The organism is Shewanella sp. 10N.286.51.B8 (genome assembly GCF_041469325.1).
GTDB lineage: Bacteria > Pseudomonadota > Gammaproteobacteria > Enterobacterales > Shewanellaceae > Shewanella.
Genome location: NZ_JBFRKG010000008.1, coordinates 22921 through 49107, shown reverse-complemented (window position 1 = coordinate 49107; position 26187 = coordinate 22921). Strand labels below are relative to the sequence as shown.

Below are 26187 nucleotides of genomic sequence, written 5' to 3'. Positions count from 1 at the left end.
TTAGCTGGGCATTATAGCGTTGGGCTATCATCAATACCTAATTCGTCCCAGATTTGATCCACTTTATCTTTGACTGCTGGATCCATCACAATTGGCGTGCCCCATTCTCTGTCAGTTTCGCCTGGCCACTTATTGGTCGCATCTAAGCCCATTTTTGAACCTAAACCGGCAATAGGCGAGGCAAAATCAAGGTAATCAATCGGCGTATTATCCACCATTACGGTATCTCTTGTTGGGTCCATACGGGTGGTAATCGCCCAAATCACATCTTGCCAATCGCGGCAATTGACGTCTTCATCAACGATGATGATGAATTTGGTGTACATAAACTGTCGCAAGAACGACCAAGCGCCCATCATTACCCGTTTGGCATGACCGGCATATTGCTTCCGAATTGAAATTACTGCCATGCGATACGAGCAACCTTCAGGCGGCAAGTAAAAGTCGATAATTTCAGGATATTGCTTACGTAAAATCGGCACAAAGACTTCGTTTAACGCCACACCTAACATGGCAGGCTCATCCGGTGGACGACCTGTGTAGGTGCTGTGATAAATCGCATCTTTACGCTGGGTCATATGGGTGACGGTGAAAACTGGAAACTTGTCTGTTTCGTTATAGTAACCAGTGTGATCGCCATAAGGGCCTTCTTCAGCCATTTCTTCAGGGTCAATATAGCCTTCTAAAATGATTTCGCTGGTGGCTGGGACTTCTAAGTCGCAACTGATGGCTTTGCACACTTCGGTGCGTTCACCACGCAGTAAACCCGCAAAAGCATATTCGCTCATTGAGTCTGGCACAGGGGTTACCGCGCCTAAAATAGTCACCGGATCGGCGCCTAATGCCACTACCACAGGGTAGCGCTCACCTGGGTGTTTTTCTTTGAAATCTTTAAAGTCTAATGCGCCGCCGCGGTGATCAAGCCAGCGCATAATCAGTTTGTTTTTACCTAATAACTGCTGGCGATAAATCCCTAAGTTTTGTCTTTTTTGGCGCGGACCTTTAGTAATGGTTAATCCCCAAGTCACTAGAGGCGCCACATCGCCAGGCCAGCAATGTTGTACCGGTAATTTGGTTAAATCCACCTCGTCACCAGTTAATACCACTTCCTGACAAGGTGGGTTACGTACTGTTTTTGGCGGCATGTTTAACGCTTGTTTGAACTTAGGTATTTTGGCAATAGCGTCTTTAAAGCCACTTGGCGGCTCAGGTTCTTTTAAAAAAGCTAGCAATTCACCCACTTCACGCAAAGCCAGTGGGTCGTCTTTACCTAACGCCATAGCAACACGTTTTGGAGTGCCAAATAAATTCACTAAAACTGGCATGTCGTTATTGGTTGGGTTTTCAAATAACAACGCAGGGCCGCCAGAGCGCAAGACGCGATCGGCAATTTCAGTCATTTCTAGATTGGGATCAACAGCATAACTAATCCGCTTTAGTTCACCATTAGCTTCAAGGTGATCAATGAAGCTACGTAAATCCTTAAAACTCATGGCTTATTCACTCTATTGTTAATCGCTCTTTGGGGCGCACTATAGCATTTTTCTAAAATAGGGTTAAGCGATGTTTATTTGTTGGTCGTTGATTTTAATTAACCTGCTCATAGCTATTGCCCGCGTATCTATCAGCATTTTTATAAAACTGGGTTAAGCGATGATTATGGGTTAGATGTTGATTTGAATTAACCAGATCGCGCCGGTATCTATGAGCATTTTTCTAAAATAGGGTTAAGCGATGTTTATTTGTTGGTCGTTGATTTTAATTAACCTGCTCATAGCTATTGCCCGCGTATCTATCAGCATTTTTATAAAACTGGGTTAAGCGATGATTATGGGTTAGATGTTGATTTGAATTAACCAGATAGCGCCGGTATCTATGAGCATTTTTCTAAAATAGGGTTAAGCGATGGTTATTTGTTGGTCGTTGATTTTAATTAACCTGCTCATAGCTATTGCCCGCGTATCTATCAGCATTTTTATAAAACTGGGTTAAGCGATGATTATGGGTTAGATGTTGATTTTTATTAACCAGATAGCGCCGGTATCTATGAGCATTTTTCTAAAATAGGGTTAAGCGATGGTTATTGGTTATAGGTTGTTTTGAGCTAGACTTGTTTATAGGGTAATTGCCATTTAATTGCCCTATATTAGCTGCTGTAGAAAATGCTGCTTAGGTACAAAGGGGGGCGTGAGATGAACAAAGAAGCACAACAGACACTGCCAAAGACCTGCTTTACGGCTTTATATCTGATGAGCTTAAAAGGGTATATCTCAGTAACTGTAGGCTTGAGTTTAATGCTTGGCATAAGCACTAATGCCCAAGGGGCTAATGCTCAAGACGCGAGTCCCCACAAGATTTCAGCTAGCATGCAAGCTTTTGATGGCTTGCCGCAACTGCGATATCTTACATCCGATCGTCATCATGGTCATTCACGTCATTCACGTCATTCACGTCATTCAGGTTCATCAGTGCGCTGGGGCGTCGGTGTGGGGTGGAATAACGGTTGGCGTTACCCTTATTATAATCGGTGGGGAAATCGATGGAATAATGGCTGGGGCTATGGCTGGAATAATGGCATAGGCTGGAATAACGGCTGGCAAACGCCCTATCGCTATGATTACTATGATCGCCATTACCGCAGAAACTATGTGCAACCGCAGCAACATCAAGTGGTGTCTCCACCGAAACGATCCACCACCAGTATTGAATACGCCAGTGGCTTAACCCAGCTACCTGAAAATGCCCGCGCTATCCAAAGAGACGGCAGAACAATTTATCAGTGGCAAGGGCAAGAGTATTACTTTGACTGGTCATCACAACGCTATATGAGATTAGCCGCAGAAAAAGACTAATTGAGTGGCGCTGTTTCTACATAGGCTGAGAACGTTTATAACGTTTAAAGATAAAAAAGCCCTGATGGATCCTTCCATCAGGGCTTTTTGTGCATTGTCTACCGACAAAATGTATCGGCATTAAAACTGTTGTTGATGAAAACTTATTCATTCGCTCACTACGAAAACTGGGGAGAGAAGCAGTTGCTCATGTCCAAATAGTCGTCAACGGACTCAATAGGTTTGATAGTAGAAAGCAATTCCATGAAGTAAGGGGTATAGAATGTTTTCATAATCAATAGTCGCTGGGGACGACCATCAATCAAATCAAAGCTATTGGTTGTTAAATTAGTTAATACTCGTAATACATCTCCTAGTTTATGCTTTTTAATATTTCCCCTTATGACTTCCATTCATCAGGGTTACGCTGTTGCTTGCCTACGACATATTATTGTTATTATTCCTTGTTGCAGGTATTCGATTCAGTGACCATGCAAGCATGGGGGAGAGTGCTGTCACCTTGTTGAAACGGATAAATTAGCCATGTTGATAGAAGTATTACCTTGGGCGCTTAAGCCCTAATAAAACCTCTATAGCTCACTGCTGGGGAACAGTTAGCAACACATCAAATCTGCCTGAATCTATCTCCAATCACCCTAGTGACATCCTTACTTTAGGGTGGTTTACCTGCCTGTAGGCATACCTGCGACTTATAATTATTGTTAGCCTTGTTGCAGGTTTCAATTCAGTGATACTGCAATCATGGGGGGAATGCAGTCACTGAGCTTGAATAAAATTGACAAGCTTGATTGTTTAAAAGCCTTTATCGTCGGAATATTAGCTTCTTAATAAGTGCACTTGGGGTGGTGCGCTTATCGAATCAAACCTGCCGGAACAGTCTTAAAATCCATTCGTTTCGTATTCACGGGCACCAATGACATCCTTTCATTAGCACCGGCCTTACACTGCCTTTTGGCATTCCTGCGACCTATTATTATTGTTAGTCCCTGTTGCAGGTTTTTAGCTTACATAGCTGCTTTATATCAGCTTTTTATGTAATAAAATTGACAAACCTGAGGGTGAACAGCTCTATATTTTACAATAGATTTGTCGCTAATTAATTGCCGATGGGGGCAGCGTTTAATTCAATCAAGTTTGTCGGAACTGTGTTAATCCCCACTAATTGCTATTAATCGATAACAGCTGCTGATTCAGCTGAGATAACTTAAGTTGTAAGTGAGCTATCTCTGACACTAAAGCGCTTTTCTGTTTAGCTTGTGTACGCTTGCGAGTGGTCACGCCCTCGGCATTAGTTTTTGATGTCATCGCGGTTTCTTTATTTTTAACCCATTGGTAAACCGTTTTTGCTGAGATGCAGTATTGCTTAGCAACATCAGAAATTAATCGATTATGTTGCTTCACTTCAGCGATCACTTGCTGCTGAAAGCTCTCGGGATAAAACTTTGTTTGTGCTGACATATTAGCTCCAAGCATTTAAAAGCGATTAACTTCGTCGGCTTAACGATAAGACTATTCTACTTCCCATAGGCTACAGCCTACATGCTTATAAAAGTGGCACTGATTACGACAAAGATTCAAACATGTGTGTAATAATTTCATCATCGACTCCTGCTGATATTCAAATTTATAAGGCTTAAATTTATCCACTAAATTGGTCAAATTAAAAGCTACCTCTTTAGTGATACGTAACTCAATGGAATACTTGTGCCAATTATGAAATAAATATTTTACCCTTTTATTACAGTGACTTATTTTTTTAAAGTGTTAGCTCTAAAAAGTGAGCGTGAAACATCTTGGTGCAAAAGTACTATTTTGGTGCGAATTGGTTTTAATTGGTAAACAAAAGTAACCATTAAAACTCTATGGTTTTAAGGCACAAAAAAGCGGCAATAAATGCCGCTTTTTATGCTGATGAGAGAGGGGGTTTTACGGCGCTACATTAAGAAAATGGTCGCTAAGCCTAAAAAGGCGAATAAGCCAATCACATCGGTGACTGTGGTTAGTACCATACCGCCAGCCAATGCCGGATCGATATTGAGTTTTTTAAGTATGAGCGGAATACTGGCCCCCGCTAGTCCGGCAACGGTCATGTTAATGAGCATCGCGCCGCCAATGAGACCGCCCAGTGCCATATCACCTTTCCATAGCCACACTGCAAAGAAGACCAGTACCGACCACATGAGGCCATTAAGAAAACCAATGGCTAATTCTTTACCGATAAGCCAACGGGAGTTACTTTGGCCAATATGACCCAAGGCGATACCACGAATAACCAGAGCTAAGGTTTGATTGCCTGCCACACCGCCCATACTAGGGACAATAGTCATTAAAATCGCGATGGTGGCAAATTGCTCTAACGTGCCTTCAAACATATTACTTACTGATGCAGCAAGTAAGGCGGCAAACAAGTTAATGGTAAGCCATAGCGAGCGTCTGAAGGTGCTTTTCATTACGGGGCCAAAGGTATCTTCATCGTCATCCATACCCGCCATCCCCATCATTGAGTGTTCGGCGTCTTCACGAATAACATCGACCACATCATCAATGGTAATACGGCCTAATAATTTTTGTGCTTCATCTACCACTGGGGCCGAAATCCAGTCATGGCGTTCAAATAATTGCGCCACTTCATTATCAGGCATGTCCACAGGGATGCTTTCTAATTCAGGATCCATGATGCTGCGAATGGTTGAATTAGGATCACAGGTGAGTAGATCGGCAAGGCGCACCCCACCAAGCACATGATCGTTGCGATCAACCACATATAAGGTATCTGTGGTATCGGGTAAGTTGCCGCGCTGGCGCAAATAGCGTAATACCACATCAATATTAACGTCAGGACGCAAAGTGACCGTATCTGTATTCATGATACTGCCAGCGGTGTCATCAGGGTATGACAGTGCTTGTTCGACGCGATGGCGGTCTTGACTGCTCATGGATTGCAGTACTTTTTTATAAACAGCATCTGGCAAACTTCTTAAGATGTAAGCCAAGTCATCGGTATCCATCCCTGAGGTGGCTTGGGCTACTTTTTCTGGGGTCATAGCGCTGATGAGTGAATCTTTTAACTCTTCACCGAGTTCTTCTAGGATTTCACCCGCTTGCTCATGATCAATCAGTTGCCATAACACTTGACGAGTTTTCGGCGGTGATGATTCAAGAATTAATGCCACATCGGAGGCGGCCATGTCATGAAGCATATTTCTGACATGAACAAACATACCGCTACCTAATGCTTGTGTAAGCTGATTAAGACGTTGTTCGGTCAGTTCGCTGTCGATGACTTCAATACCCATTGGCTACTCCTGAAAAGACGATGATGAAATGTTAACTTAACTCACCGGAAAGAATGAAGAAATTTCTAATATCTGATGGCTTGATGCGCAATTCATAAACACGCTAATACTGCTTGGTGGTGTGTTGAGTATAGCTAATAAAATAATGGTAAAGGTGAGTCGCTGTGTTTCCTTGGAGATGTTACTGGGCGCAGGCGGTTAGCTTTCTTCGTCAAATTTATCGTTGATTAACTTGCATACGGCCTCAAGGGCTTTTTCTGCATCACGGCCTTGAGCTTCAACAGTAATGATTTTACCAATGCCACTTTCTAACATTAATAACCCCAATACGCTGGCAGCACTGGCTTGTTTCTCACCTTGGATAAGGGTGATAGTTGCGTCAAACTCGGTAGCTAAAATTGCCAATTTAGTCGCCGCTCGCGCATGCAAGCCTAGCTTGTTACTGATGGTAATTTGCTTTGAATAGGCCACCGTTTTGGCTGGCGTTGTGGTTAGCTTATTCAATGCCAAGCTCTCTATGGCGGGCGCTGACTTTGTGCTTAGAGTTGTTGAAACGTTTAGCGAGCTGATCGGCAATATAAACCGAACGGTGCTGACCGCCGGTACAACCAATGGCAATGGTCAGGTAGCTGCGGTTATTACGCTCTAAATGTGGCATCCAAGTGTCAAAAAGGTTTTCAATTTGCCAGATAAACTTATTCACCAAAGGCTGTCGCTCTAAGAACTCTTGCACGGGCGCATCTAGGCCTGTGTAGGGCCTTAACTCAAGCTCCCAGTGCGGATTCGGTAAAAAGCGCACATCAAACATAAAGTCTGCTTCAGCCGGCATGCCATGCTTAAAGCCAAATGACTCAAAATGTACCACTAATTCTTTATCAACACTGCCTAGCAAGATTTGCCGAACATGATCGCTCAATTCGTAGATATTAGTTTGCGAGGTGTCGATATAGTGATCAACCATTTTGGCTATGGGTTCGAGTAACCGCCCCTCAAGCTTAATGGCTTCTTGTAACGAAATTTGATTCTTAGACAGTGGGTGTAATCGGCGGGTCTCACTAAAACGCTTCAGTAACACTTTATCGTTGGCGTTTAAAAAGAAACTGGTAATGCTGGTATCGTCAGACAGTAAAGCAATTTGCTCTTTGAGTACTTTGCCTTGCTCTTCGATATTACGCACATCGACGCTAATGGCGACAAGCTCGTTACTATCTTTAAGCTGTTCAAGCAGGCTGCCAATCAGTGGCAGTGGCAGGTTATCAACACAGTAATAACCTAAATCTTCAAGCACTCTCAGTGCGACTGATTTTCCTGAACCTGAACGTCCCGATACGATGACAAGTTTCATGCAGTAATAACCTGATAAAGTTCTGTAGCGTCATGACTCTTTCGAAGTCGTTTAAGTATCAATTTATCACTGAGTTTCTCTGCCATGCTAGATAATGTGCTTAGGTGTTGCTGGCACTGATCTGCAGGTACAAGAAGCGCAAATAAAATATCTACAGGTTGCTTGTCTATGGCATCAAAGGCGATTGGCTCTTCGCATTTGATTAAAATAGCAATGGGTTCTTCGATATTATCTAAGCGCCCATGTGGAATTGCTATGCCATTTCCTATACCTGTACTGCCCATTTTTTCACGCGCTATTAGACTTTCAAAAATAGCCTGTGAAGAAAGGGTTGGGTACTGGGCAGCCATTAAATTGCTGATTAATTCCAGTACCTTTTTCTTACTGCCCGGAGTGGCACAGGTAGTGCACGCCGGCTGCAGGATGGTACGAAGTTCCATCGTTAATGCTTAGTGAGTTTCTCTTTATGTTTAATTACCTGACGGTCTAGCTTATCTATCAGGGCGTCTATTGCCACATACATATCAGCGTTACGCGATACAGCAAACACTTCACCGCCTTTTAGGTGCAGTTTGGCTTCGGCAATCTGTTGTAGCTTTTGAACATCGAGCACAACGTGAACATTATTGATCTGTTCGAAGTGTCGTTCAAGCTTTGAAAATTTTGTTTGCACGTATTCCCGTAAAGATTGAGTTATTTCAATATGGTTTCCAGTCAGGTTAATTTGCATAGGTCATCCTCCAATAACAAAAGTTATAAGCTTTTGCGTTGGTTTGAGGGAGGGATGAGCATTGCCTCTCGATATTTGGCTATCGTACGTCGAGCAACGTTAATCCCTTGTTCAGCCAATAGTGTCGCCATTTTACTATCACTAAGAGGCTTTTTCGGGTTTTCTGCAGCTACGAGCTTTTTAATAAATGCGCGAATTGCTGTAGAAGAGCATTCTCCACCATCATCGGTACTTACATGGCTTGAGAAAAAATATTTTAGTTCAAAAAGTCCACGGGGGGTATGCATGTATTTTTGGGTCGTGACCCGTGAAATGGTCGACTCGTGCATTTCAACCGCTTCAGCAATATCATTGAGCACCATCGGCTTCATGGCTTCTTCACCGAACTCAAAGAAACCTTGCTGAAATTGTACGATACAGTTAGCCACTTTTAGTAAGGTTTCATTACGGCTATCGATGCTTTTGATAAACCATTTAGCTTCTTGTAAATGACCACGAATAAATTGGCTGTCAGCTTGGCTTGAACCGCCTTTGGCCATAGCTGCATATTGCTGGTTAACGCCAATTTTAGGCATGTTATCGGGATTTAGCTCGACCACCCAGCGACCATTCTTTTTAAGTACAGTAACATCAGGAATGACGTACTCATCTTTAATGGGGGTAATTTGCAAGCCTGGACGTGGATTGAGCGTTTGAATAAATTCAATGGCTTCACGTAAATCATCTTCTTTAAGCTTGGTTTTACGCATCAGTAACCTAAAGTCACGACCGGCGATTAAATCAAGATGATCTTTAATCAGTAACTTAACATTATCTATGCAAGGAATTTCATTAGGGTATTGGCCTAATTGAATTAATAGACACTCACTTAAATCTCGCGCTGCAATGCCGACGGGATCGAAGTGTTGTACCCGTTTAAGTACAGCTTCAACTTCATCGAGTTCGATATCGTCAGTGCCTAAGGATTGCAAAATGTCTTCAACGCTCTGGGTGAGGTAACCGCGCTCATCAATGGCATCAATAATGGCGGTTGCAATCACTAAGTCATTTTCAGAAAAGGGAGTGAGGTTTTTTTGCCATTCAAGATGCTCATACAAGCCTTCACTGGTTTCGCCTTGAAACGGCATATCATTACCGCTCGATACTGCGCCAGAGCCAGAAGTAGGCGAGGCGGTATACACCTCATCCCATGTGGTATCCATAGGGAGTTCTTCAGGCATAGAATCTTTAGTGAGCGATTCAGTGGTATCAACCGTTGAGGTGTCTTTTTCTATGGTGACTTGGCTATTATCACTAAAATCGGTGTCAGTTTGCAGGGCGTTTTCTTTTACGGGCTCTTTGGCTTTAGTGAATTCGTCTTCAAGCTCTAATAGCGGGTTTGAATCAAGTGCTTGTTGAATTTCTTGCTGTAGCTCCAATGAGGAAAGTTGCAATAAGCGAATCGCTTGTTGCAACTGTGGGGTCATGGTTAAGTGTTGACCCATTTTGAGTTGGAGTGAGGCTTTCATGTACCGCTTGTCCCTAATTGAATTACATCATCGCGACGAACAGTGTGGGCGCTAGTTTATGATCCTAGAAAAATAGACTAGATTAAGGTTTGTTGTTGGCCGCGAATGCCATACTAAAAACTGAATAGTGCTAACTATAGCTTGAATTGTTCACCTAAGTATACCGACCTAACTTGCTGATTGACTAAGATCTCAGCAGGTGTTCCTTCAGCAATCAAGTTTCCGTGACTCACAATATATGCTCGCTCACACACATCAAGTGTTTCACGGACATTATGGTCGGTAATTAGCACCCCTAAACCACGGCTTTTAAGTTGTTGAATAATTTTCTTGATGTCGATTACTGAGATAGGATCTACCCCTGCAAAAGGTTCATCTAATAAAATAAACTTAGGATTTGCCGCTAATGCGCGTGCAATTTCAACTCGGCGACGCTCGCCTCCCGATAACGCCATACCTTGGCTATCACGGATATGAGTTATGTTAAATTCTTCTAATAAATGTTCCAGTTCTTCAATGCGCTGCTCATTTGATAAGCTTTTGCGAGTTTGAAGCACTGCCATTATATTATCGTGTACTGTGAGCTTACGAAAAATACTGGCTTCTTGAGGTAAGTAGCCAATGCCTTTTCGGGCGCGCAAATGCATTGGATCTGCGGTTAAATCATCTTCATCGATCAGAATGCGGCCCTTATCACTTTTGACTAGGCCTACGACCATATAAAAGGTGGTGGTTTTACCCGCACCATTAGGGCCAAGTAAGCCAACAATTTGGCCGGTTTTTACCGTCAGGCTGACATCTTTTACTACCTGGCGACTTTTATAACTCTTAGCGAGATTTTCAGCGGTTAACGTAATTTGGGTCATTAGTCATTTTGCTCAGCTGCTGGGGCTGACAATGTCGCCTGCGCCTCAGCGTTAAGTGATTCAGTTACTTCGGGTGTTTCAGTTGAGTTCACAGCCTCTACAGCAGATAAATTGTTGTTTTCAATTATAGCTGGTGGCGTGTCATCACCGGGTTTAGCGCTGTCTGGTAAATGTGGTTGCTCATCTTTTTTCTTTTCAGAATCAATCAAGTCTGGGTGACTTTCTGGTTGAAAAATAGTGATAACCCGATCTTCACCAGTACCGGTGCTTTCAGCAATTAACTGCTGCTTTTCAATGTTGTAGCTAATTAGGTTACCAGTAACCTGGCTACCCGCTTGGTCCAATTTAGCATTACCCGTTAAGGTTAAAATGCTAGTGGCAAGCTCATATTTAATTTCATCGGCACTGGCAGTACCAATACGGCCATCATCTAACTCTTGGGAAAATGTCGCAGGGTTACCTGTGGCAACCATGGTTTTTTGGGTGCCGCTTTCGGTGCCAAATGCGCGTAATTCGTCGGCATTAATGTTAATCGACCCTTGAGTCACATTAACTGGGCCATAGAAGATGACCTGATTGTTTTTTATGTCAGCTTTTTGGCTCACAGCTGCGACTTTAAGCTCTTGCTGTAAATCGCCTTCTTTTGCATAGGCGCTGGCAATACTGACTACACTGAGTAGTGAGGCAATCAAAAGTTTACTTTGCTTCATACGTTCCTTCTACTTGACTTAAAAGTTCAAGTTCTTGAGCATTTAAATCAGCATACAGGCCTAAACCTTGTATATTAAAATCTGACCCAGTAACAAAAATTTGTCTATCTGAGGTCAAAATCATGGTGTTCATATCGAGTGCCAACATGGTGGTTGTCAAAGATTGTAATGGCTCGTCGATGTTTATTGCATCAATAATAACATTATTTTCTAAAACTACTTTGCCTGTTTCATTATTCAGCTTGCCTAAATCTGCGCTTAATTGCCATTCGGCTTCACCATTTTCAGGATAAATAAGGTAGACAGGCTCAGTAAACATGGTTTCATTACTTTGCTGAAAGTGCTCCATGTATTTCGCTGAGACTCGGCTTTGCACTAAACCTTGCTCATTAAATTCAGTGGTGCGTAAGTCATTGGCGATAAAATCAGGGCGAGCAGGGGCAGGCAATTTACTTGCCTCCATCTGACTACGTTTAACTTGTACTTGCCAATAAAGGACTAAGGCTGCGCCAAAAAATCCGATAATAGCGAAGGTCACTCGGCTCATATACTCATTCCGTGGGCATTTTCAAACTTATCTTGGCTAAGTAATAGCAAATCGGTGAGTTCACGTAATGCGCCATTTCCGCCGTTAATGGTGGTGGTCATATGGCAATGTTGTTTAACATAAGGATGGCCATCAGCCACACAAACTGCAAGGCCAACCTGTTTCATCACAGGTAAGTCAACCATGTCATCACCAATATAGGCGACTTCATCTGGGCTAACGCCATAGGTATCTAACAGGCTTTGGTAAGGCACTAGTTTATCATCAACACCCTGATAAATATGAGTGACACCTAAAGCGGTCATTCTATTTTCCACAATGGCAGATTTACGCCCGGTTATCACAGCAACATGAATATTACTGGTTAAAATAGAGCGAATGCCATAACCATCACGGGTATGAAATGCTTTTAACTCTTCCCCTGCATTACTTAAATAAATACGGCCATCGGAAAATACCCCATCGACATCGCAAATAAGCAGCTTAATTTTTTTGGCTTTTTGCCAAACATCATCAGAGATTGGGCCGTAAAAACCTTGGTGCAGTGTTTCGTGTAATGACATGTTAAATGACTCCAGCTTTAACCATATCGAGCATGTTAAGTGCGCCGACTGGGCGTTGGTTCTCGTCTACGACAATTAAACCGTTAATACTTTTTTCTTCCATAATCTGTAATGCTTGCGCGGCTAAAATACCTGGGCTGATGGTAATGCAGTTGGTTGTCATTACATCGGCAATAGCGGTAGTACGCAGGTTCACTTCAGCATCGATGACGCGGCGTAAATCACCGTCAGTAAAGATCCCGACTAGCTTGTCTGCATTATCGATCACTGCAGTCATACCTAAACCTTTATTTGAGATCTCATATAGGGTTTCAGTAATGCAGAGCTCACTTTTCACCTGTGGAATATCAGCGCCTTTGTGCATTACATCGCTGACTTTAAGTAATAGTTTACGACCTAAAGAGCCACCAGGGTGGGATAGGGCGAAATCATCACGGGTAAAGCCTTTCGCTTGCAATAATGCTACGGCCAAGGCGTCACCCATCACCAAGGTTGCCGTGGTGCTTGATGTTGGTGCTAGCCCTAATGGGCAGGCTTCTTCAGGCACTTCAATACATAAATGCAGTTTAGATAGCTTGGCCATATTGGATTCTGGTTTACCCGTAATCGCGATTACCGGGACACCCATGCGCTGTATAACGGGCATTAAGGTGAGAATTTCACTGGCTTCACCAGAATTTGATATGGCTAAAATAATATCATTTTTTGCCAGAGCGCCTAAGTCGCCATGGCTTGCTTCGCCAGGGTGAACAAAAAATGCAGGCGTGCCTGTGCTGGCGAGTGTGGCAGAAATCTTATTGCCAATGTGGCCAGATTTGCCCATGCCCATGACAATGACTTTGCCTTTACATTCTAAAATGAGTTCACAGGCTTGGCCAAACTCGTCTGAGTCTACATATTGATAAAGGTTATCTAATGCTGCCTTTTCAATATCAATGACTTGACGACCCCATTGGCGCAATTGTGTTTGTTCTGTCATATGTATCTCTCTATTGTCCAAAGCGATTTCGGGTTACGCTTTGGTGAGTCACACATCTTTATGCCCCATTATTGTGATTGAAATAAGACAACTTGGTACGCAATAAAGACGATTAATAAAAGGGCTCCATGCCAGCGAGTAAGCTGCTTTTTAGCGCCACTCGATAATACCAGTACTGCTAATGCGGTGCTGGTTGCTAGTACCATGTAAAAATCTCGACCGCTTGCATTTATGTCGATTTCACCTGGGGCAATCAGCCCTGGAATGGCCAGCACTGCTAAAATATTAAAAATGTTTGAGCCAACAATATTACCAATCGCGAGGTCGTCTTCTTTTTTTAGGACGCCAGCGATGCATGCTGCTAGTTCCGGTAAACTGGTGCCAATGGCAATAATGGTCAAGCCGATGACCAGATCTGACAAGCCAAATGTCTTGGCAATGCCTACCGCGCCCGTCACCATCCAGTCTGCCGAGAGTGGCAATAACACCATACCAACAATGATCCAGATAATAGCATGTAATGTGGGTACATTTTTAGGGATCTCTGCGTCAGACTCATCAGCTAGGACATCTTTTTTCTTATTTCGCATCGCGCTCCAAATGAAATAGCCCATCAAGGCGAAAAATGCGATTAATAATACCCCACCTTCAACACGGGTGAGCATGCCGTCGTGAATAAGGTAGCCAGCTAATACGGTTGCCGCAATCATGATTGGAATTTCACGCTTTAAGGTTTCTGAGCGAACTGAAATAGCCCCAAACAATGCGGTAACCCCTAATATCAAGGTGATGTTAGCCACGTTTGAGCCGAGCACGTTACCAATTGCAGTATCGCTCATGCCTTCCATTGATGCGGTGGCAGCAACCAGCATTTCTGGCGCTGAGCTGCCCATGGCCACAATGGTTAAACCGATTAACATTGGTGGCAGGCCTAAGTTTCTAGCAAAGGCGGCAGCTCCGTAAACAAAGCGATCTGCGCTCCAAACTAATGCGCCCAATCCGACGATGAGCATCATGATATTAAAAAGCATCTTGTTCCAATTATTTGAGTTATGGCGATATTTTTGTCAGATATTAACAAAAATCATCGCTATTGCGAAAATTGTTAGGGATTGTAACGCATGGTGATTGATTTGTTGTAGGTTCTTACACAATTTCGTACACTTCAGCTCTACATCTCGTTCTCTAGGAAGGCTATTATTTCCTCTATAGACATGTCTACTCCAAGTTTAGAGCCCACTAGGTCAGCCCTTGTAGAAGTTAAGAACATGGGCTTTAGCCGAGGGACTAAGGTTATCTTTGATGATATCAGTCTCAGCATTCCAACTGGCAAAGTGACCGCCATTATGGGGCCAAGTGGCATAGGTAAAACCACCTTACTTAAACTTATCGGCGGTCAATTAACCCCTGATAGTGGTGAGGTGCTTTTTGCTGGGCAAAACATTCACCAACTGAAGCGGCAACAATTATTTGAGCAGCGAAAGCGCATGAGTATGTTGTTTCAAAGTGGGGCGCTTTTTACCGATATGAATGTGTTTGATAATGTGGCGTTTGCGCTGCGTGAGCACTCAGGGTTAGCTGAAACTATTATTCGTAAGATTGTGTTGATGAAGCTGCAAGCCGTGGGGCTGCGGGGCGCCGCTCTGATGATGCCCAATGAGTTATCCGGCGGCATGCAGCGCCGAGTTGCATTGGCGCGGGCGATAGCACTTGAGCCTGAAATGATTTTGTATGACGAGCCTTTCGCCGGTCAAGATCCTATTTCGATGGCGGTGCTGGTGAAATTGATTGGCGAATTATCTGAAACATTGAGGCTGACTTCGGTGGTCGTGTCCCACGATGTGGATGCAGTATTGAGTATTGCCGACTATGTTTATGTTATCGCCGAGAAAAAAGTAATCGCTTCAGGCACGCCTGCTGAATTACGGGCTTCAACCAATCCACAAATTGAGCAATTTATTCATGGAGCACCCGATGGGCCGGTGGCTTTTCATTATCCAGCTGAAGACTATCAACAGGAGATGTTAAGTGGACGTGATTAACTTTATCAGTAATATTGGCCGCTTTGCTTTGGATTTTATTTCAGGTCTAGGCCGAGCAGGGCTGATGTTATGGGGCGCTATTGCCCGTTGGCCGAATGTTAAAAAAGATATTGGCTTAATCACCAAGCAAGTTTATGTGTTGGGTGTTCGCTCCATGGTGATCATCATAGTCTCTGGCCTGTTCATCGGTATGGTGCTGGCATTACAAGCTTATACGGTACTGGCTGATTTTGGCACGGTCGAAAGCCTAGGGCCCATGGTGGCATTGAGCTTATTAAGAGAGCTTGGTCCTGTGGTTGCGGCATTACTTTTTGCCGGGCGCGCAGGCTCGGCATTAACCGCTGAAATTGGCTTAATGAAGTCAACCGAGCAGTTATCAAGCTTAGAGATGATGGCGGTTGACCCTTTACACCAAATCATAGCGCCACGTTTTTGGGCGGGGGTTATCACCCTGCCATTATTAGTGATGATGTTTTGTCTTGTTGGCATTATCGGCGGTCATTTAGTGGGAGTTGAATGGAAAGGCATTGATAGCGGCTCTTTTTGGTCAATTCTGCAAGCATCGGTTGAGTGGCGCCAAGATATTGTAAATTGTTTAATCAAAAGTGTGCTTTTTGGCGTAGTGGTAACCTGGATATCTTTATATCGTGGTTATGAAGTCATTCCCAACCCCGAAGGCATTAGCCGAGCGACCACATCCACTGTGGTTCAGGCGAGTTTAGCAGTGTTAGCGCTCGATTTTTTACTGACAGCGATTATGTTCGGCAATTGATGTTAACTGCTGAGTGTTAGCGGGAGGTAAGTTGGGTAAATTTTGCATTCATTAATTAAAGTGGTTTAGTCGTATGTTGACACGGAAAATAGAGTTATTGGTTGGATTGTTCTTATTGTCAGGCTTAGTGGCATTTTGTGTGCTGGTATTTAATGTGGCCAATGTTGAGCTTAAGCCTAATCAGGCAACTTACAGTTTACACGCTGAATTTAGCAATATCGGTGGCTTAAAAGTACGCTCGCCAGTGAAAGTGGGCGGGGTGGTTGTCGGAAGGGTAACTGATATTCAGCTCGACCCCAAAAAGCTTGTACCGATAGTGAGCATCACTATGGATAAGCAATATGATCAATTTCCAGAGACCAGCAGCTTATCGATTTTAACTGCAGGTTTATTGGGTGAGCAGTTTTTGGGGTTAACCCCAGGCTTTATGGATGATGATATTGAGATGCTCGCTGATGGCGATAAAATTTATGACACGCGCTCAGCATTAGTACTGGAAGACTTAATCGGTCAGTTAATCTATAGCATGTCATCGGATGATAAGTAGGAGCGGTATATGAAGCAGTTTATTCGCGTTATGTTAAGTGTCTTTTTATGGTTAAGCATCAGCCCGCTTGGTGCTGCAGAGCTGACGACTGATGACATAGATACCCGTGATCCGTTCAAGCTAGTGCAGCAAGTATCAGAGAAAACCTTTGCGCGTTTTGATAAAGACAAAGCCCTCATTGACAATGATTTAAGCTATTTAAAAGTTATCGTTCGCGAAGAGCTTATGCCCTATGTTGATTATAAATACGCCGCGTATAAAGTGATGGGGCAATACCTGCGTGACACGACTCCTGAACAACGTCAGCGGTTTGTGGATGCTTTTGAAGGTTATTTAGTGGCTACCTATGCCCAAGCCTTTACTGAGTACACTGGTCAGCAAGTACAGTTTTTCCCGGCTGCTGATTTTAGTAACGAGAAAATGATCGATGTCCGCGTCGAAATTATTGAAGATGGTCGCCCGCCCATTAAAGTGGTGTTTAAAGCCAGACGTCTAAAAGATGACAGCTGGAAAGCGTTTGATTTGGTGGCGGAAGGCGTGAGTTTACTGGCGTCAAAGCAATCAGAAATTTCCAATTTAATTCGCCAAAAAGGCGTCGATAAGGTCATCGACATGCTTTATGAGCGCACCAACCAAGATATTCGCTTAGATCAGGACGAGGGTAATGCTGCGTGATTGAATTTTCACAGCAAGGTGATATTTGTCACCTAAAAGGGCAATTAACTCAGGTTGAGGTCAGAGAATTGTGGCCAAATCAACAACAATTGTTTACTGATACGACTCAAGTGTTAGACTTGTCTGCTTTAGAGTATGTTGACAGTGCAGGCGTGGCCTTATTGCTTGAACTAATATGTTTAGGTCATTGTCATGGGGACAACACTCAGCCAAGGAGCTTGGCTAATCCGAGTAAGCATCTAAAAAAACTTATCGAGTTGTATGATTTAGAGTCCTTTTTCATAGAACAATAGCATTGAATTTAAGGTAGCACATTTCATGGATTGCAAAGTAATTGAGCAGATTTTATCAGAGGCGTTAACCCTAGATGAAGTACATGTGACTTCAGATGGTAGCCACTACAAAGTGGTTGCAGTTGGCGAAATGTTCGACGCTATGAGTAAAGTGAAGCAGCAGCAGACCATTTATGCACCACTGAATGAACATATTGCCAGTGGTGAGTTACATGCGCTTACTATCAAGACTTTTACGCCGACTCAGTGGAAGCGTGAAAAATTATTTAATATGTAAGCGTAATACTGAGTGTAGAGAATTAGTGTGGATAAATTAACAATACAAGCCAGCAAGCCCCTTGCCGGAGATGTGACCATCTCTGGCGCCAAGAATGCGGCTTTGCCGATCCTGTTTGCTGGTGTTTTAGCTGAAACTGACTTTAATATTTCGAATGTACCTAACCTTCGCGATGTAAAAACAACCTGTGAATTACTTCGCTGCCTTGGTGCTGATGTCACTGAGTTAGGCAATAGCCAATATCGGATCTCAACCACTAATCTCAAAGAGTTTTGTGCGCCATACGATTTGGTTAGAACCATGCGCGCCTCTATTTTGATTTTAGGGCCGTTACTGGCTCGATTTGGTACCGCTGATGTTTCATTGCCTGGTGGCTGCGCGATTGGCGCAAGACCTGTGAACTTGCATTTGCAAGGGCTAGAGCAAATGGGCGCTACTATTGAGGTAAAAGAAGGTTACATTAAAGCCAGAGTTGATGGCCGCTTAAAAGGCGCGCATATCTTTATGGATATGGTCAGCGTTGGTGCCACTGAAAACCTATTGATGGCTGCGACCTTAGCTGATGGTGAAACCATTATTGAAAATGCCGCTCGCGAACCTGAAATTAATGATTTAGCACATTGCTTAATTGCAATGGGCGCAAAAATTACCGGTGTTGGCAGCGCAACCTTGCGTATTCAAGGGGTTGAGAAACTCTCTGGTTGTAACCACAGAGTGATGCCTGATCGCATCGAAACCGGCTCATTTTTAGTGGCTGCAGCCGTGACGCGCGGAAAAATTCGCTGTCTAAGCGCTGATCCTTCAAGCCTAGAAGCAGTTCTGGCAAAACTTGAAGATGCTGGCGCGGTGATTAATACTGGCGACGATTGGATTGAACTTGATATGCAAGGCAAGCGCCCTAAAGCGGTTAATATTAAAACTGCGCCATATCCTGCTTTTCCGACGGACATGCAAGCGCAATTTTGTGTGTTAAACGCATTAGCTGAAGGCACCAGTCATGTGACTGAAACGATTTTTGAAAATCGTTTTATGCATGTACCTGAGTTAAGCCGTATGGGCGCTGAAATGGAGCTAGAGGGTAACACCTGCATCATTAATGGTATTGAGCGCATGAACGGTGCGCAAGTGATGGCGACAGATTTACGCGCTTCAGCGAGTTTAGTGATTGCAGGCCTTATGGCTGACGGTACGACAACCGTTGATCGTATATATCACTTAGATCGTGGTTATGAGCATATCGAAGAGAAGTTTAAAGCCATCGGCGGTGAAGTGGTTCGTATTGCATAAGCTGTAGATTGCTTAAGTTGTTTGCCAAAGCTTTATAGTAAAGAATAAAAAGTCAGTTACCTAAGGTAGCTGACTTTTTTATGATTAAATGGTTAAGTTGTAATTTGTGCTTAAGGTTCGACAGCCTTCTCACCAATAATCACTGGCACATCATAAGACTTACCTTCACGGATGATGGTCATTGTGATGCTATCTCCGGGCGCTGTTTCAGCAATTCTATCCATCAGCATTTCAACCCCAGGAACACTCTCTTCTGCATAAGCGATAATCACATCTCTTGGACGCAGTTTCGCATCTGCCGCAGGCCCTTTGGGATCAACAGCGGTGACCAATACGCCTTTTAAATCCGGTAAGTTGAGGATTTGCGCCATAACAGGGCTTAACGGCTCGCCTGAAATCCCTAACGCGCCACGAATAACGCGGCCATTTTTAATCAACTTTCCCATAATGCTGTGAGCCAGTTTAATTGGGATGGCAAAGTTAATACCGTGCCCGCCACCTTCATCACCGATTTGAAATGCCGCAGTATTAATACCAATTAGTTCGCCAGTGGTGTCGATAAGTGCACCGCCAGAGTTACCGGCATTAATGGCTGCATCGGTTTGTAAGAAATCAAGATAGCCTGAACTTAAGCCGTTTCGGCCGGTTGCACTGATAATACCTTGGGTAATGGTTTGGCCTAAGTTGTAAGGGTTACCAATGGCAAGTACCACATCGCCCACTTGTGCAGGTTTGGATAAATTGATCGGCACGATAGGTAGATTATCGCCTTCAATTTTAAGGACCGCTAAATCGGTGACTGGATCTGAACCGACAACTTCTGAGGTAAATTTTCGGCCATCTTGTAGCGCGATAACAATTTCATCGGCTTTTTTAATCACATGGTAATTGGTTAAAATGTAGCCTTCTTTACTCATGATAACCCCAGAACCCAAGCCTTGAAGCGAGCTTGAATTTAATGGGCTATTTTGATCTAAACTAAGGCTATAAATATTGACCACAGCAGGGGCTGCTCGACGAACGGCTTTAGCAAAGGATAAGTCATTGTGGTGCTGGGTAGTGGTTAAGCCATTATTGAAATTACTGTTGTTGGTTATCGAAGTAACAAATATGAAAGCGGCCGCCATGACTAATCCAAATGCCACAGCTTTGGTCAAATATAAAATTGTGTCTTTGAAATTCATTGGCTGACTAAATTATGAAAAAGTACCCAAGATATTATCATGATTAAAAAAATTAAGCATCGTAACAGGGCTACGATGCTTATTGGGTAAAACAACAGGGTTTATTCGGTGCTGCTTTAACGCAGTACCAAGTAAAGCAGCTTATTGTCACGCAATATTTTCAATGCGACCGCGCCTTGCTGAGTCTTTAGCTGCTCTTTTAAGTCTTTAAGGCTTTTTACTTTACTGCGATTTAGCCCGACAATTAAATCGCCTTTCTCGAGTCCATTTCTGGCGGCTGGCGATCCTTGAGCCACTTCAGCAATTTCAATACCTTTACGGCTATTACTTAACTCAGCCCCTTCAAGCATTGGGTGTAATGCATCAGCACTGGTGCCTGAACTGCTATTTGACTCACCAAGGGTGACATTAATGGTTTCATTATCACCATCGCGAATGATGCCAATTTTAACTTTAGCACCAGCGCCCATAGTGGCGACCTTTGCTCGCAAGGCTTGGAAGTTTTTAATCTGCTTACCATTGACACTGACAATGATGTCACCCGCTTCTATACCTGCTTTGTCTGCGGCGCTATCAGGCATGACTTCACTAATAAAACCGCCATGCTGGGTTTCTAGACCAAATGCTTTGGCCAATTCGTTATCTAAGTCTCGGCCCATAACGCCAAGCACGCCACGTTTAACTTCACCATGCTCAATAATTTGATTAATTAGGTTGTTAACCATATTAGCCGGAATAGCAAAGCCAATACCGACGTTGCCACCACCGGGGGCCACAATGGCGGTATTAATACCGATTAACTCACCGTTAAGATTAACCAAGGCGCCGCCTGAGTTACCACTATTAATCGCGGCGTCAGTTTGGATAAAGTTCTCCAGCATTTCAATCCCTAAACCGCTACGGCCCAAGGCGCTAACAATACCTGAAGTCACGGTTTGCCCTAAACCAAATGGGTTACCAATGGCGATAGCAAAATCGCCGACACGGATATCATCAGAGTTGGTTTGTTTCACTTGGGTAAGGTTTTTCGCTTCTATTTGTAATAGCGCAATATCAGATTCAGGATCTGAGCCAATGAGTTTTGCGTCAATCTCACGGCCATCATGCAGACCAATTTTAATTTCATCAGCACCATTAATAACGTGGTTATTCGTGACGATGTAACCCTCTTTGGCGTTAATGATGACCCCTGATCCTAAGCCTCTAAAAGGGCGTTCACGCACTTGTTCTTGGGGGGCGTTAGGGCCAAAGAAATATCGAAACACATCGGGAATTTGTTGTTTAGAGGTTTGGGTGCCGCTGACTGCAACAGAGACGACAGCGGGAGTTGTTTTTTCTAGCATGGGAGCGAGGCTAGGTAGCGCTTGACCATTAACAGTTTGTGGAATTGCAGCTTGGGACAACGCCGGCATTAACGATAAAGAGGCGGATAATATCGCTGCTGAAACTAAGGTTAATTTGGGTTTCATTGTTTCTTGCTCCTTGAAAATTAATCTTTGCTTATACACATATTATGGGTGACTGGCGTAAATACAACTTCAGTTTAGCTGTATTGACTATATAACCTCGGAGTGTTCTAAGTTTCAATAAGTTCAGCCATCATTAACAAAGGTTAATTTTTATGTGGTTTACCGTTACGCCGGCTAAGGGTGATATGTTATGGTTGTGTGGAATTTTCAGCAGTATATAGAGAGTAGTCCCCGTGTCGCAGTTAAGCCCTTGGCAGCATTACCAGCAAGATTTAACCCGTGAAGGTTTCTCCCATGATTTAGCCCAAGAGCAAGCGGTAAAGTCATTGCAACGTGTTTATGAAGAACTTATCGCAGCCGATGTTCAGCAGTCCTCATTGAGTCGGCTTTTAGGTTCAATCGGCCTTAAAAAATCAGCCCCTAGCGTCAAAGGTTTATATTTATGGGGCGGAGTAGGTCGTGGTAAAACTTACTTGATGGATACTTTTTTTGATGCGCTGCCAACAGAGAAAAAACTGCGGGCCCACTTTCATCGCTTTATGCACCAGCTACACCATGACTTAGGCGAACTTGACGGTGTTCAGGACCCATTAATCACTATTGCTAACAAAATGGCGCAGCAATATAACATCATATGTTTCGATGAATTTTTTGTTTCTGACATTACCGATGCCATGTTATTGGGCACCTTGTTCCAACACTTATTTAAAGAAGGGGTCGCGTTAGTGGCCACCTCAAACATCATTCCCGATGACCTCTATAAAAATGGCTTACAGCGCGCAAGATTTTTACCCGCAATCGCCTTAATAAACCAAAACTGCGAAATCCTTAATGTGGATTCGGGTATTGATTATCGCTTACGAACCCTTGAGCAAGCTGAGATTTACCACTACCCACTGGATGAGCAGGCTGACACCAACTTGTTAAGCTATTTTGCCCAGCTTGCTCCAGAATCAGAAGTATTCACTGACGCCATTGAAATTGAAGGCCGTGAGGTGAATATTCGCCAGCAATCCCAAGGGGTGCTATTGGCCAACTTTAGAGACTTATGTGACGGCCCTCGATCCCAGCGCGACTATATGGAAGTGGCTCGTTTGTACCATACCGTTCTATTAAGTGGGCTTGAACAAATGGGCTCAGCCACAACCGGTGATGATATTGCTCGGCGATTTCTCGCGATGGTAGATGAATTTTATGAGCGTAATGTGAAGTTAATTATTTCTGCTGAAGTTTCATTAGAAGATATTTACACAGATGGTTTACTCAGTTTTGAGTTTAGACGCTGCCGCTCAAGATTGATTGAAATGCAATCACATGACTATTTAATGTTGGAGCATTTACCATAAATAGTTATTGAGGGATGAAATCAGCTAAAGCACCAGAGAAGTTTTTTAGAAAACTATCAGAAATTAGGTGATTTTTAACTCAGCTTTGTCTATAATCCGCCACCTGCCCTCGTTACTCCACCGAATTTGGGTGGACGATTTAAACCAATTTCAGCTCGAAGGGGCTTTGAAATGGTCATTGTGTTGTTTGCATTCCGCATTCAGCATTGAGACAGAATTTTAAACATTGGGTTTTTGTAAAAATGAAGACTACATTTACTGCTACACCAGAAACAGTCACACGTGACTGGTTCGTCGTTGATGCCGAAGGTAAAACTTTAGGTCGTATCGCTACTGAAATTGCTACTCGTTTACGTGGTAAGCACAAGCCAGAGTATACTCCTCATGTTGACACTGGTGACTACATCATCGTTATTAACGCTGAGAAAGTTACTGTGACTGGTAACAAAGCTAAAGGCAAAATTTACTACTCACATACAGGTTTCATCGGTGGTATTAAGCAGATTTCTTTTGAAAAGCTGCAAGATCATAAGCCTGAAATGATTATCGAGAAAGCAGTTAAGGGTATGTTACCAAAAGGTCCTTTGGGCCGTGCTATGTTCCGTAAGCTTAAAGTTTACGCTGGCACTGAACATAACCATGCTGCACAACAACCTCAAGTTCTTGATATCTAATACGGGAGTAAGCTAATGTCTGCAACTCAGTACTACGGCACTGGCCGTCGTAAAACATCAACTGCTCGCGTATTCGCTAAAGCAGGTAGTGGTCAAATCGTTGTTAACCAACGTCCACTAGATGTATATTTTGGTCGTGAAACTGCTCGCATGGTTGTTCGTCAGCCTCTAGAGCTAGTTGAAATGACTGACAAACTTGACATCTATGTAACTGTTAAGGGCGGTGGAACCACTGGCCAAGCAGGTGCAATTCGTCACGGTATTACTCGTGCATTGCTTCAGTTAGACGAAGCTCTACGTCCTTCTTTACGTTCTGCTGGTTTCGTTACCCGTGATGCTCGTAAAGTTGAGCGTAAGAAAGTTGGTCTACGTAAAGCACGTCGTAAGCCACAATTCTCAAAACGTTAATACGTTTTCAGAATTCAAAAAACCCAGCTATATGCTGGGTTTTTTATTGGCTTTTTTTAGGTAAAAACGCCAATTAGTCATTCGATGTAATGCGATGATCGCTTAGAAGCGTTATGGTGTAGTCGATGTTTTTTGCTAATGTGTAAACCAAATAGTGGAACTAGACCATGAATTTTCAAATGTTGATGTTTGCCATGGGGCTTGTTTTGGTACTTGAAGGTATCGGACCCTTATTATTTCCGCGGCAATGGAAAAAATATTTAGCCGAATTTTCGATGCAAAATAAGAATACTCTCAGGAGGTTAGGTGGCTGCCTAGTCTCTGCCGGCATAGTACTATTAATAATTTTCGCATAAAATACTTGCATATTACCCCCTAAAATCTGTTAAAATTCGCCTTTATACCGCAACCTTGCAGCAGACGATGGGCAAAAACGTAGTAGTACTCGGCACTCAATGGGGTGACGAAGGAAAAGGTAAGATTGTCGACCTTCTAACAGAACAGGCAAAATATGTAGTTCGTTACCAAGGCGGCCACAATGCTGGTCATACTCTGGTAATTGACGGCGATAAAACCGTACTTCACTTAATTCCGTCAGGGATTTTACGTGATAATGTGAAATGCATTATCGGTAATGGTGTGGTATTGGCTCCTGATGCTTTGATGAAAGAGATCAACATGCTTAAAGAGCGTGGAGTTCCTGTCGAAGAGCGTCTTCTTATTTCAGAAGCATGTCCACTGATCCTACCTTTCCATTGTGCTCTTGATGTAGCTCGCGAAAAAGCGCGCGGCAATCAAGCTATCGGTACAACGGGTCGTGGTATTGGTCCAGCTTATGAAGATAAAATTTCTCGTCGTGGTCTACGCGTTGGTGATTTATTCAATGCAGAGTTATTCGCAGTTAAATTAAAAGAAGTGATGAAATATCACAACTTTATGCTGACTGAATACTATGACTGTGACGCAGTTGATTATCAAACTACCCTTGATGATGCATTAGCAATTGCTGATTATCTTAAGAGTATGTGTACTGATGTTACTGAATTACTTGATACAGCCCGTAAAGCGGGTGAGCCTATCTTGTTTGAAGGTGCACAAGGTACATTACTTGATATCGACCATGGTACATACCCATATGTGACTTCATCAAACACTACAGCAGGTGGCGTCGCTACCGGTTCTGGTTTTGGTCCTCGTCACTTAGATTATGTTCTAGGTATCATGAAAGCTTACACTACACGTGTAGGTGCAGGTCCTTTCCCAACAGAGCTTGAGAATGAGATCGGTGATTACTTAGGTCATAAAGGCCAAGAGTTTGGTGCAACTACTGGTCGTAAACGTCGTCCAGGTTGGTTAGATGCTGTGGCAATGCGCCGTGCAGTTCAAATCAACAGTGTTAGCGGCTTCTGCCTAACTAAACTTGACGTTCTTGACGGTCTTGAAGAAGTTAAGATCTGTGTTGGTTACCAGTATCCTGATGGAACTGTAGAAACTGTTACGCCACTTGCAGCTGAAGGTTACGAACAGGTTACTCCTGTATTCGAAACTATGCCTGGCTGGAGTGAGTCTACCTTTGGTGCTACTTCAATTGAGCAACTGCCACAAGCAGCGCTTAATTATATTGCTCGTATCGAAGAGTTACTTGAAGCGCCTGTTGATATCGTATCAACCGGTCCTGACAGAAACGAGACAATCGTATTAGTTAATCCATTTAACTAACACATAAAAAGGCCGCTATTTAGCGGCCTTTTTAATATGCAGAATTAACAAACCTTAGACGATAAAATTGAAACTGTAACTCCGCGCAATTTCTCTTC

At 43.3% G+C, this 26187-nt stretch carries 29 protein-coding genes; 13 read left to right on the top strand and 16 right to left on the bottom strand.

What is annotated here, in order from left to right:
- Positions 1-11: 11 nt before the first annotated feature.
- Positions 12-1493, bottom strand: a complete 1482-nt coding sequence (gene ubiD / locus AB4160_RS04225; RefSeq protein ID WP_102440093.1) for a 4-hydroxy-3-polyprenylbenzoate decarboxylase — start codon at positions 1491-1493, stop codon at positions 12-14.
- A 699-nt stretch (positions 1494-2192) separates the two neighbouring features.
- Between ubiD and AB4160_RS04220 the strand changes: the two genes are divergently transcribed.
- Positions 2193-2852, top strand: coding sequence for a hypothetical protein (locus AB4160_RS04220; RefSeq protein WP_372003681.1), 660 nt, complete (start codon positions 2193-2195; stop codon positions 2850-2852).
- A gap of 1158 nt (positions 2853-4010) precedes the next feature.
- Here the strand turns inward: AB4160_RS04220 and AB4160_RS04215 are convergent.
- From AB4160_RS04215 to AB4160_RS04155, 13 genes are all read right to left on the bottom strand, one after another.
- Entirely contained in the window at positions 4011-4310 is a 300-nt protein-coding gene (locus AB4160_RS04215) for a transposase (RefSeq protein ID WP_102440095.1), read from the bottom strand.
- A gap of 476 nt (positions 4311-4786) precedes the next feature.
- Positions 4787-6148, bottom strand: a complete 1362-nt coding sequence (gene mgtE / locus AB4160_RS04210) for a magnesium transporter (RefSeq protein ID WP_102440096.1) — start codon at positions 6146-6148, stop codon at positions 4787-4789.
- 198 nt (positions 6149-6346) lie between these two features.
- On the bottom strand, positions 6347-6619 hold the full coding sequence (locus AB4160_RS04205; protein ID WP_102440123.1) for an HPr family phosphocarrier protein: 273 nt from the start codon (positions 6617-6619) through the stop codon (positions 6347-6349).
- A 25-nt stretch (positions 6620-6644) separates the two neighbouring features.
- A complete protein-coding gene (gene rapZ, locus AB4160_RS04200) occupies positions 6645-7493 on the bottom strand; it encodes an RNase adapter RapZ (RefSeq protein WP_102475893.1) in 849 nt (282 codons plus the stop codon).
- Positions 7490-7933: a PTS IIA-like nitrogen regulatory protein PtsN gene (gene ptsN, locus AB4160_RS04195; RefSeq protein ID WP_102440098.1), complete on the bottom strand. Its 444-nt coding sequence runs from the start codon at positions 7931-7933 to the stop codon at positions 7490-7492. The genes rapZ and ptsN overlap by 4 nt, the downstream gene beginning before the upstream one ends.
- Before the next feature lie 2 nt (positions 7934-7935).
- Positions 7936-8223: a ribosome hibernation promoting factor gene (hpf, locus tag AB4160_RS04190; protein WP_076539186.1), complete on the bottom strand. Its 288-nt coding sequence runs from the start codon at positions 8221-8223 to the stop codon at positions 7936-7938.
- Between the two features lie 23 nt (positions 8224-8246).
- A complete protein-coding gene (locus AB4160_RS04185; protein ID WP_102440099.1) occupies positions 8247-9731 on the bottom strand; it encodes an RNA polymerase factor sigma-54 in 1485 nt (494 codons plus the stop codon).
- 134 nt (positions 9732-9865) lie between these two features.
- Positions 9866-10597, bottom strand: a complete 732-nt coding sequence (gene lptB, locus AB4160_RS04180; RefSeq protein WP_076539182.1) for an LPS export ABC transporter ATP-binding protein — start codon at positions 10595-10597, stop codon at positions 9866-9868.
- Positions 10597-11307 (bottom strand): lipopolysaccharide transport periplasmic protein LptA, encoded by a 711-nt coding sequence (lptA, locus tag AB4160_RS04175; RefSeq protein ID WP_102440100.1) that lies wholly within the window; start codon positions 11305-11307, stop codon positions 10597-10599. The genes lptB and lptA overlap by 1 nt, the downstream gene beginning before the upstream one ends.
- Positions 11294-11854: an LPS export ABC transporter periplasmic protein LptC gene (gene lptC, locus AB4160_RS04170; protein ID WP_303413838.1), complete on the bottom strand. Its 561-nt coding sequence runs from the start codon at positions 11852-11854 to the stop codon at positions 11294-11296. The genes lptA and lptC overlap by 14 nt, the downstream gene beginning before the upstream one ends.
- Positions 11851-12417, bottom strand: coding sequence for a 3-deoxy-manno-octulosonate-8-phosphatase KdsC (kdsC, locus tag AB4160_RS04165; RefSeq protein ID WP_076539176.1), 567 nt, complete (start codon positions 12415-12417; stop codon positions 11851-11853). Before kdsC ends, lptC begins: the two co-directional genes overlap by 4 nt.
- 1 nt (position 12418) lies before the next feature.
- Complete coding sequence (locus AB4160_RS04160; RefSeq protein WP_076539174.1) at positions 12419-13396, bottom strand: KpsF/GutQ family sugar-phosphate isomerase; 978 nt, start codon at positions 13394-13396, stop codon at positions 12419-12421.
- Positions 13397-13464: 68 nt separating this feature from the next.
- Positions 13465-14427, bottom strand: a complete 963-nt coding sequence (locus tag AB4160_RS04155; RefSeq protein WP_102440103.1) for a calcium/sodium antiporter — start codon at positions 14425-14427, stop codon at positions 13465-13467.
- A 183-nt stretch (positions 14428-14610) separates the two neighbouring features.
- On the opposite strand from AB4160_RS04155, the gene AB4160_RS04150 reads away from it, so the two are divergent.
- The 7 genes from AB4160_RS04150 to murA all read left to right on the top strand — a co-directional run bounded on the left by AB4160_RS04150 (position 14611) and on the right by murA (position 19289).
- Entirely contained in the window at positions 14611-15438 is an 828-nt protein-coding gene (locus AB4160_RS04150) for an ATP-binding cassette domain-containing protein (protein ID WP_102440104.1), read from the top strand.
- Positions 15425-16210 (top strand): lipid asymmetry maintenance ABC transporter permease subunit MlaE, encoded by a 786-nt coding sequence (mlaE, locus tag AB4160_RS04145; protein ID WP_102440105.1) that lies wholly within the window; start codon positions 15425-15427, stop codon positions 16208-16210. The genes AB4160_RS04150 and mlaE overlap by 14 nt, the downstream gene beginning before the upstream one ends.
- A 73-nt stretch (positions 16211-16283) precedes the next feature.
- The gene (mlaD, locus tag AB4160_RS04140) at positions 16284-16757 is read left to right on the top strand and encodes an outer membrane lipid asymmetry maintenance protein MlaD (RefSeq protein WP_102440106.1); all 474 of its coding nucleotides are present in this window, start codon (positions 16284-16286) and stop codon (positions 16755-16757) included.
- Positions 16758-16766: 9 nt separating this feature from the next.
- Positions 16767-17432, top strand: a complete 666-nt coding sequence (locus AB4160_RS04135) for a phospholipid-binding protein MlaC (RefSeq protein ID WP_102440107.1) — start codon at positions 16767-16769, stop codon at positions 17430-17432.
- The gene (locus AB4160_RS04130; RefSeq protein WP_076539162.1) at positions 17429-17725 is read left to right on the top strand and encodes a lipid asymmetry maintenance protein MlaB; all 297 of its coding nucleotides are present in this window, start codon (positions 17429-17431) and stop codon (positions 17723-17725) included. The genes AB4160_RS04135 and AB4160_RS04130 overlap by 4 nt, the downstream gene beginning before the upstream one ends.
- A gap of 25 nt (positions 17726-17750) precedes the next feature.
- Positions 17751-18002, top strand: a complete 252-nt coding sequence (locus AB4160_RS04125) for a BolA family protein (protein ID WP_076539160.1) — start codon at positions 17751-17753, stop codon at positions 18000-18002.
- Between the two features lie 27 nt (positions 18003-18029).
- A complete protein-coding gene (gene murA, locus AB4160_RS04120) occupies positions 18030-19289 on the top strand; it encodes a UDP-N-acetylglucosamine 1-carboxyvinyltransferase (RefSeq protein ID WP_102440108.1) in 1260 nt (419 codons plus the stop codon).
- A 110-nt stretch (positions 19290-19399) separates the two neighbouring features.
- Here murA and degS read toward each other — a convergent pair whose 3' ends face one another.
- Both degS and AB4160_RS04110 read right to left on the bottom strand, forming a co-directional pair.
- Complete coding sequence (gene degS / locus AB4160_RS04115; protein WP_102440109.1) at positions 19400-20473, bottom strand: outer membrane-stress sensor serine endopeptidase DegS; 1074 nt, start codon at positions 20471-20473, stop codon at positions 19400-19402.
- A 116-nt stretch (positions 20474-20589) separates the two neighbouring features.
- Positions 20590-21942 (bottom strand): DegQ family serine endoprotease, encoded by a 1353-nt coding sequence (locus AB4160_RS04110; protein WP_102440110.1) that lies wholly within the window; start codon positions 21940-21942, stop codon positions 20590-20592.
- A gap of 233 nt (positions 21943-22175) precedes the next feature.
- On the opposite strand from AB4160_RS04110, the gene zapE reads away from it, so the two are divergent.
- The 5 genes from zapE (at position 22176) to AB4160_RS04085 (ending at position 26089) form a co-directional block, all read left to right on the top strand.
- Positions 22176-23288 carry a cell division protein ZapE gene (zapE, locus tag AB4160_RS04105; protein WP_102440111.1) on the top strand — a complete coding sequence of 371 codons (1113 nt, stop codon included), beginning with the start codon at positions 22176-22178 and terminating at the stop codon, positions 23286-23288.
- A gap of 242 nt (positions 23289-23530) precedes the next feature.
- A complete protein-coding gene (gene rplM / locus AB4160_RS04100) occupies positions 23531-23962 on the top strand; it encodes a 50S ribosomal protein L13 (RefSeq protein WP_076539151.1) in 432 nt (143 codons plus the stop codon).
- 15 nt (positions 23963-23977) lie between these two features.
- The gene (gene rpsI / locus AB4160_RS04095; RefSeq protein WP_076539149.1) at positions 23978-24370 is read left to right on the top strand and encodes a 30S ribosomal protein S9; all 393 of its coding nucleotides are present in this window, start codon (positions 23978-23980) and stop codon (positions 24368-24370) included.
- Positions 24371-24537: 167 nt separating this feature from the next.
- On the top strand, positions 24538-24726 hold the full coding sequence (locus AB4160_RS04090) for a DUF2065 family protein (protein ID WP_303413844.1): 189 nt from the start codon (positions 24538-24540) through the stop codon (positions 24724-24726).
- Between the two features lie 67 nt (positions 24727-24793).
- On the top strand, positions 24794-26089 hold the full coding sequence (locus tag AB4160_RS04085) for an adenylosuccinate synthase (RefSeq protein WP_076539144.1): 1296 nt from the start codon (positions 24794-24796) through the stop codon (positions 26087-26089).
- The last annotated feature ends 98 nt before the right edge of the window (positions 26090-26187 follow it).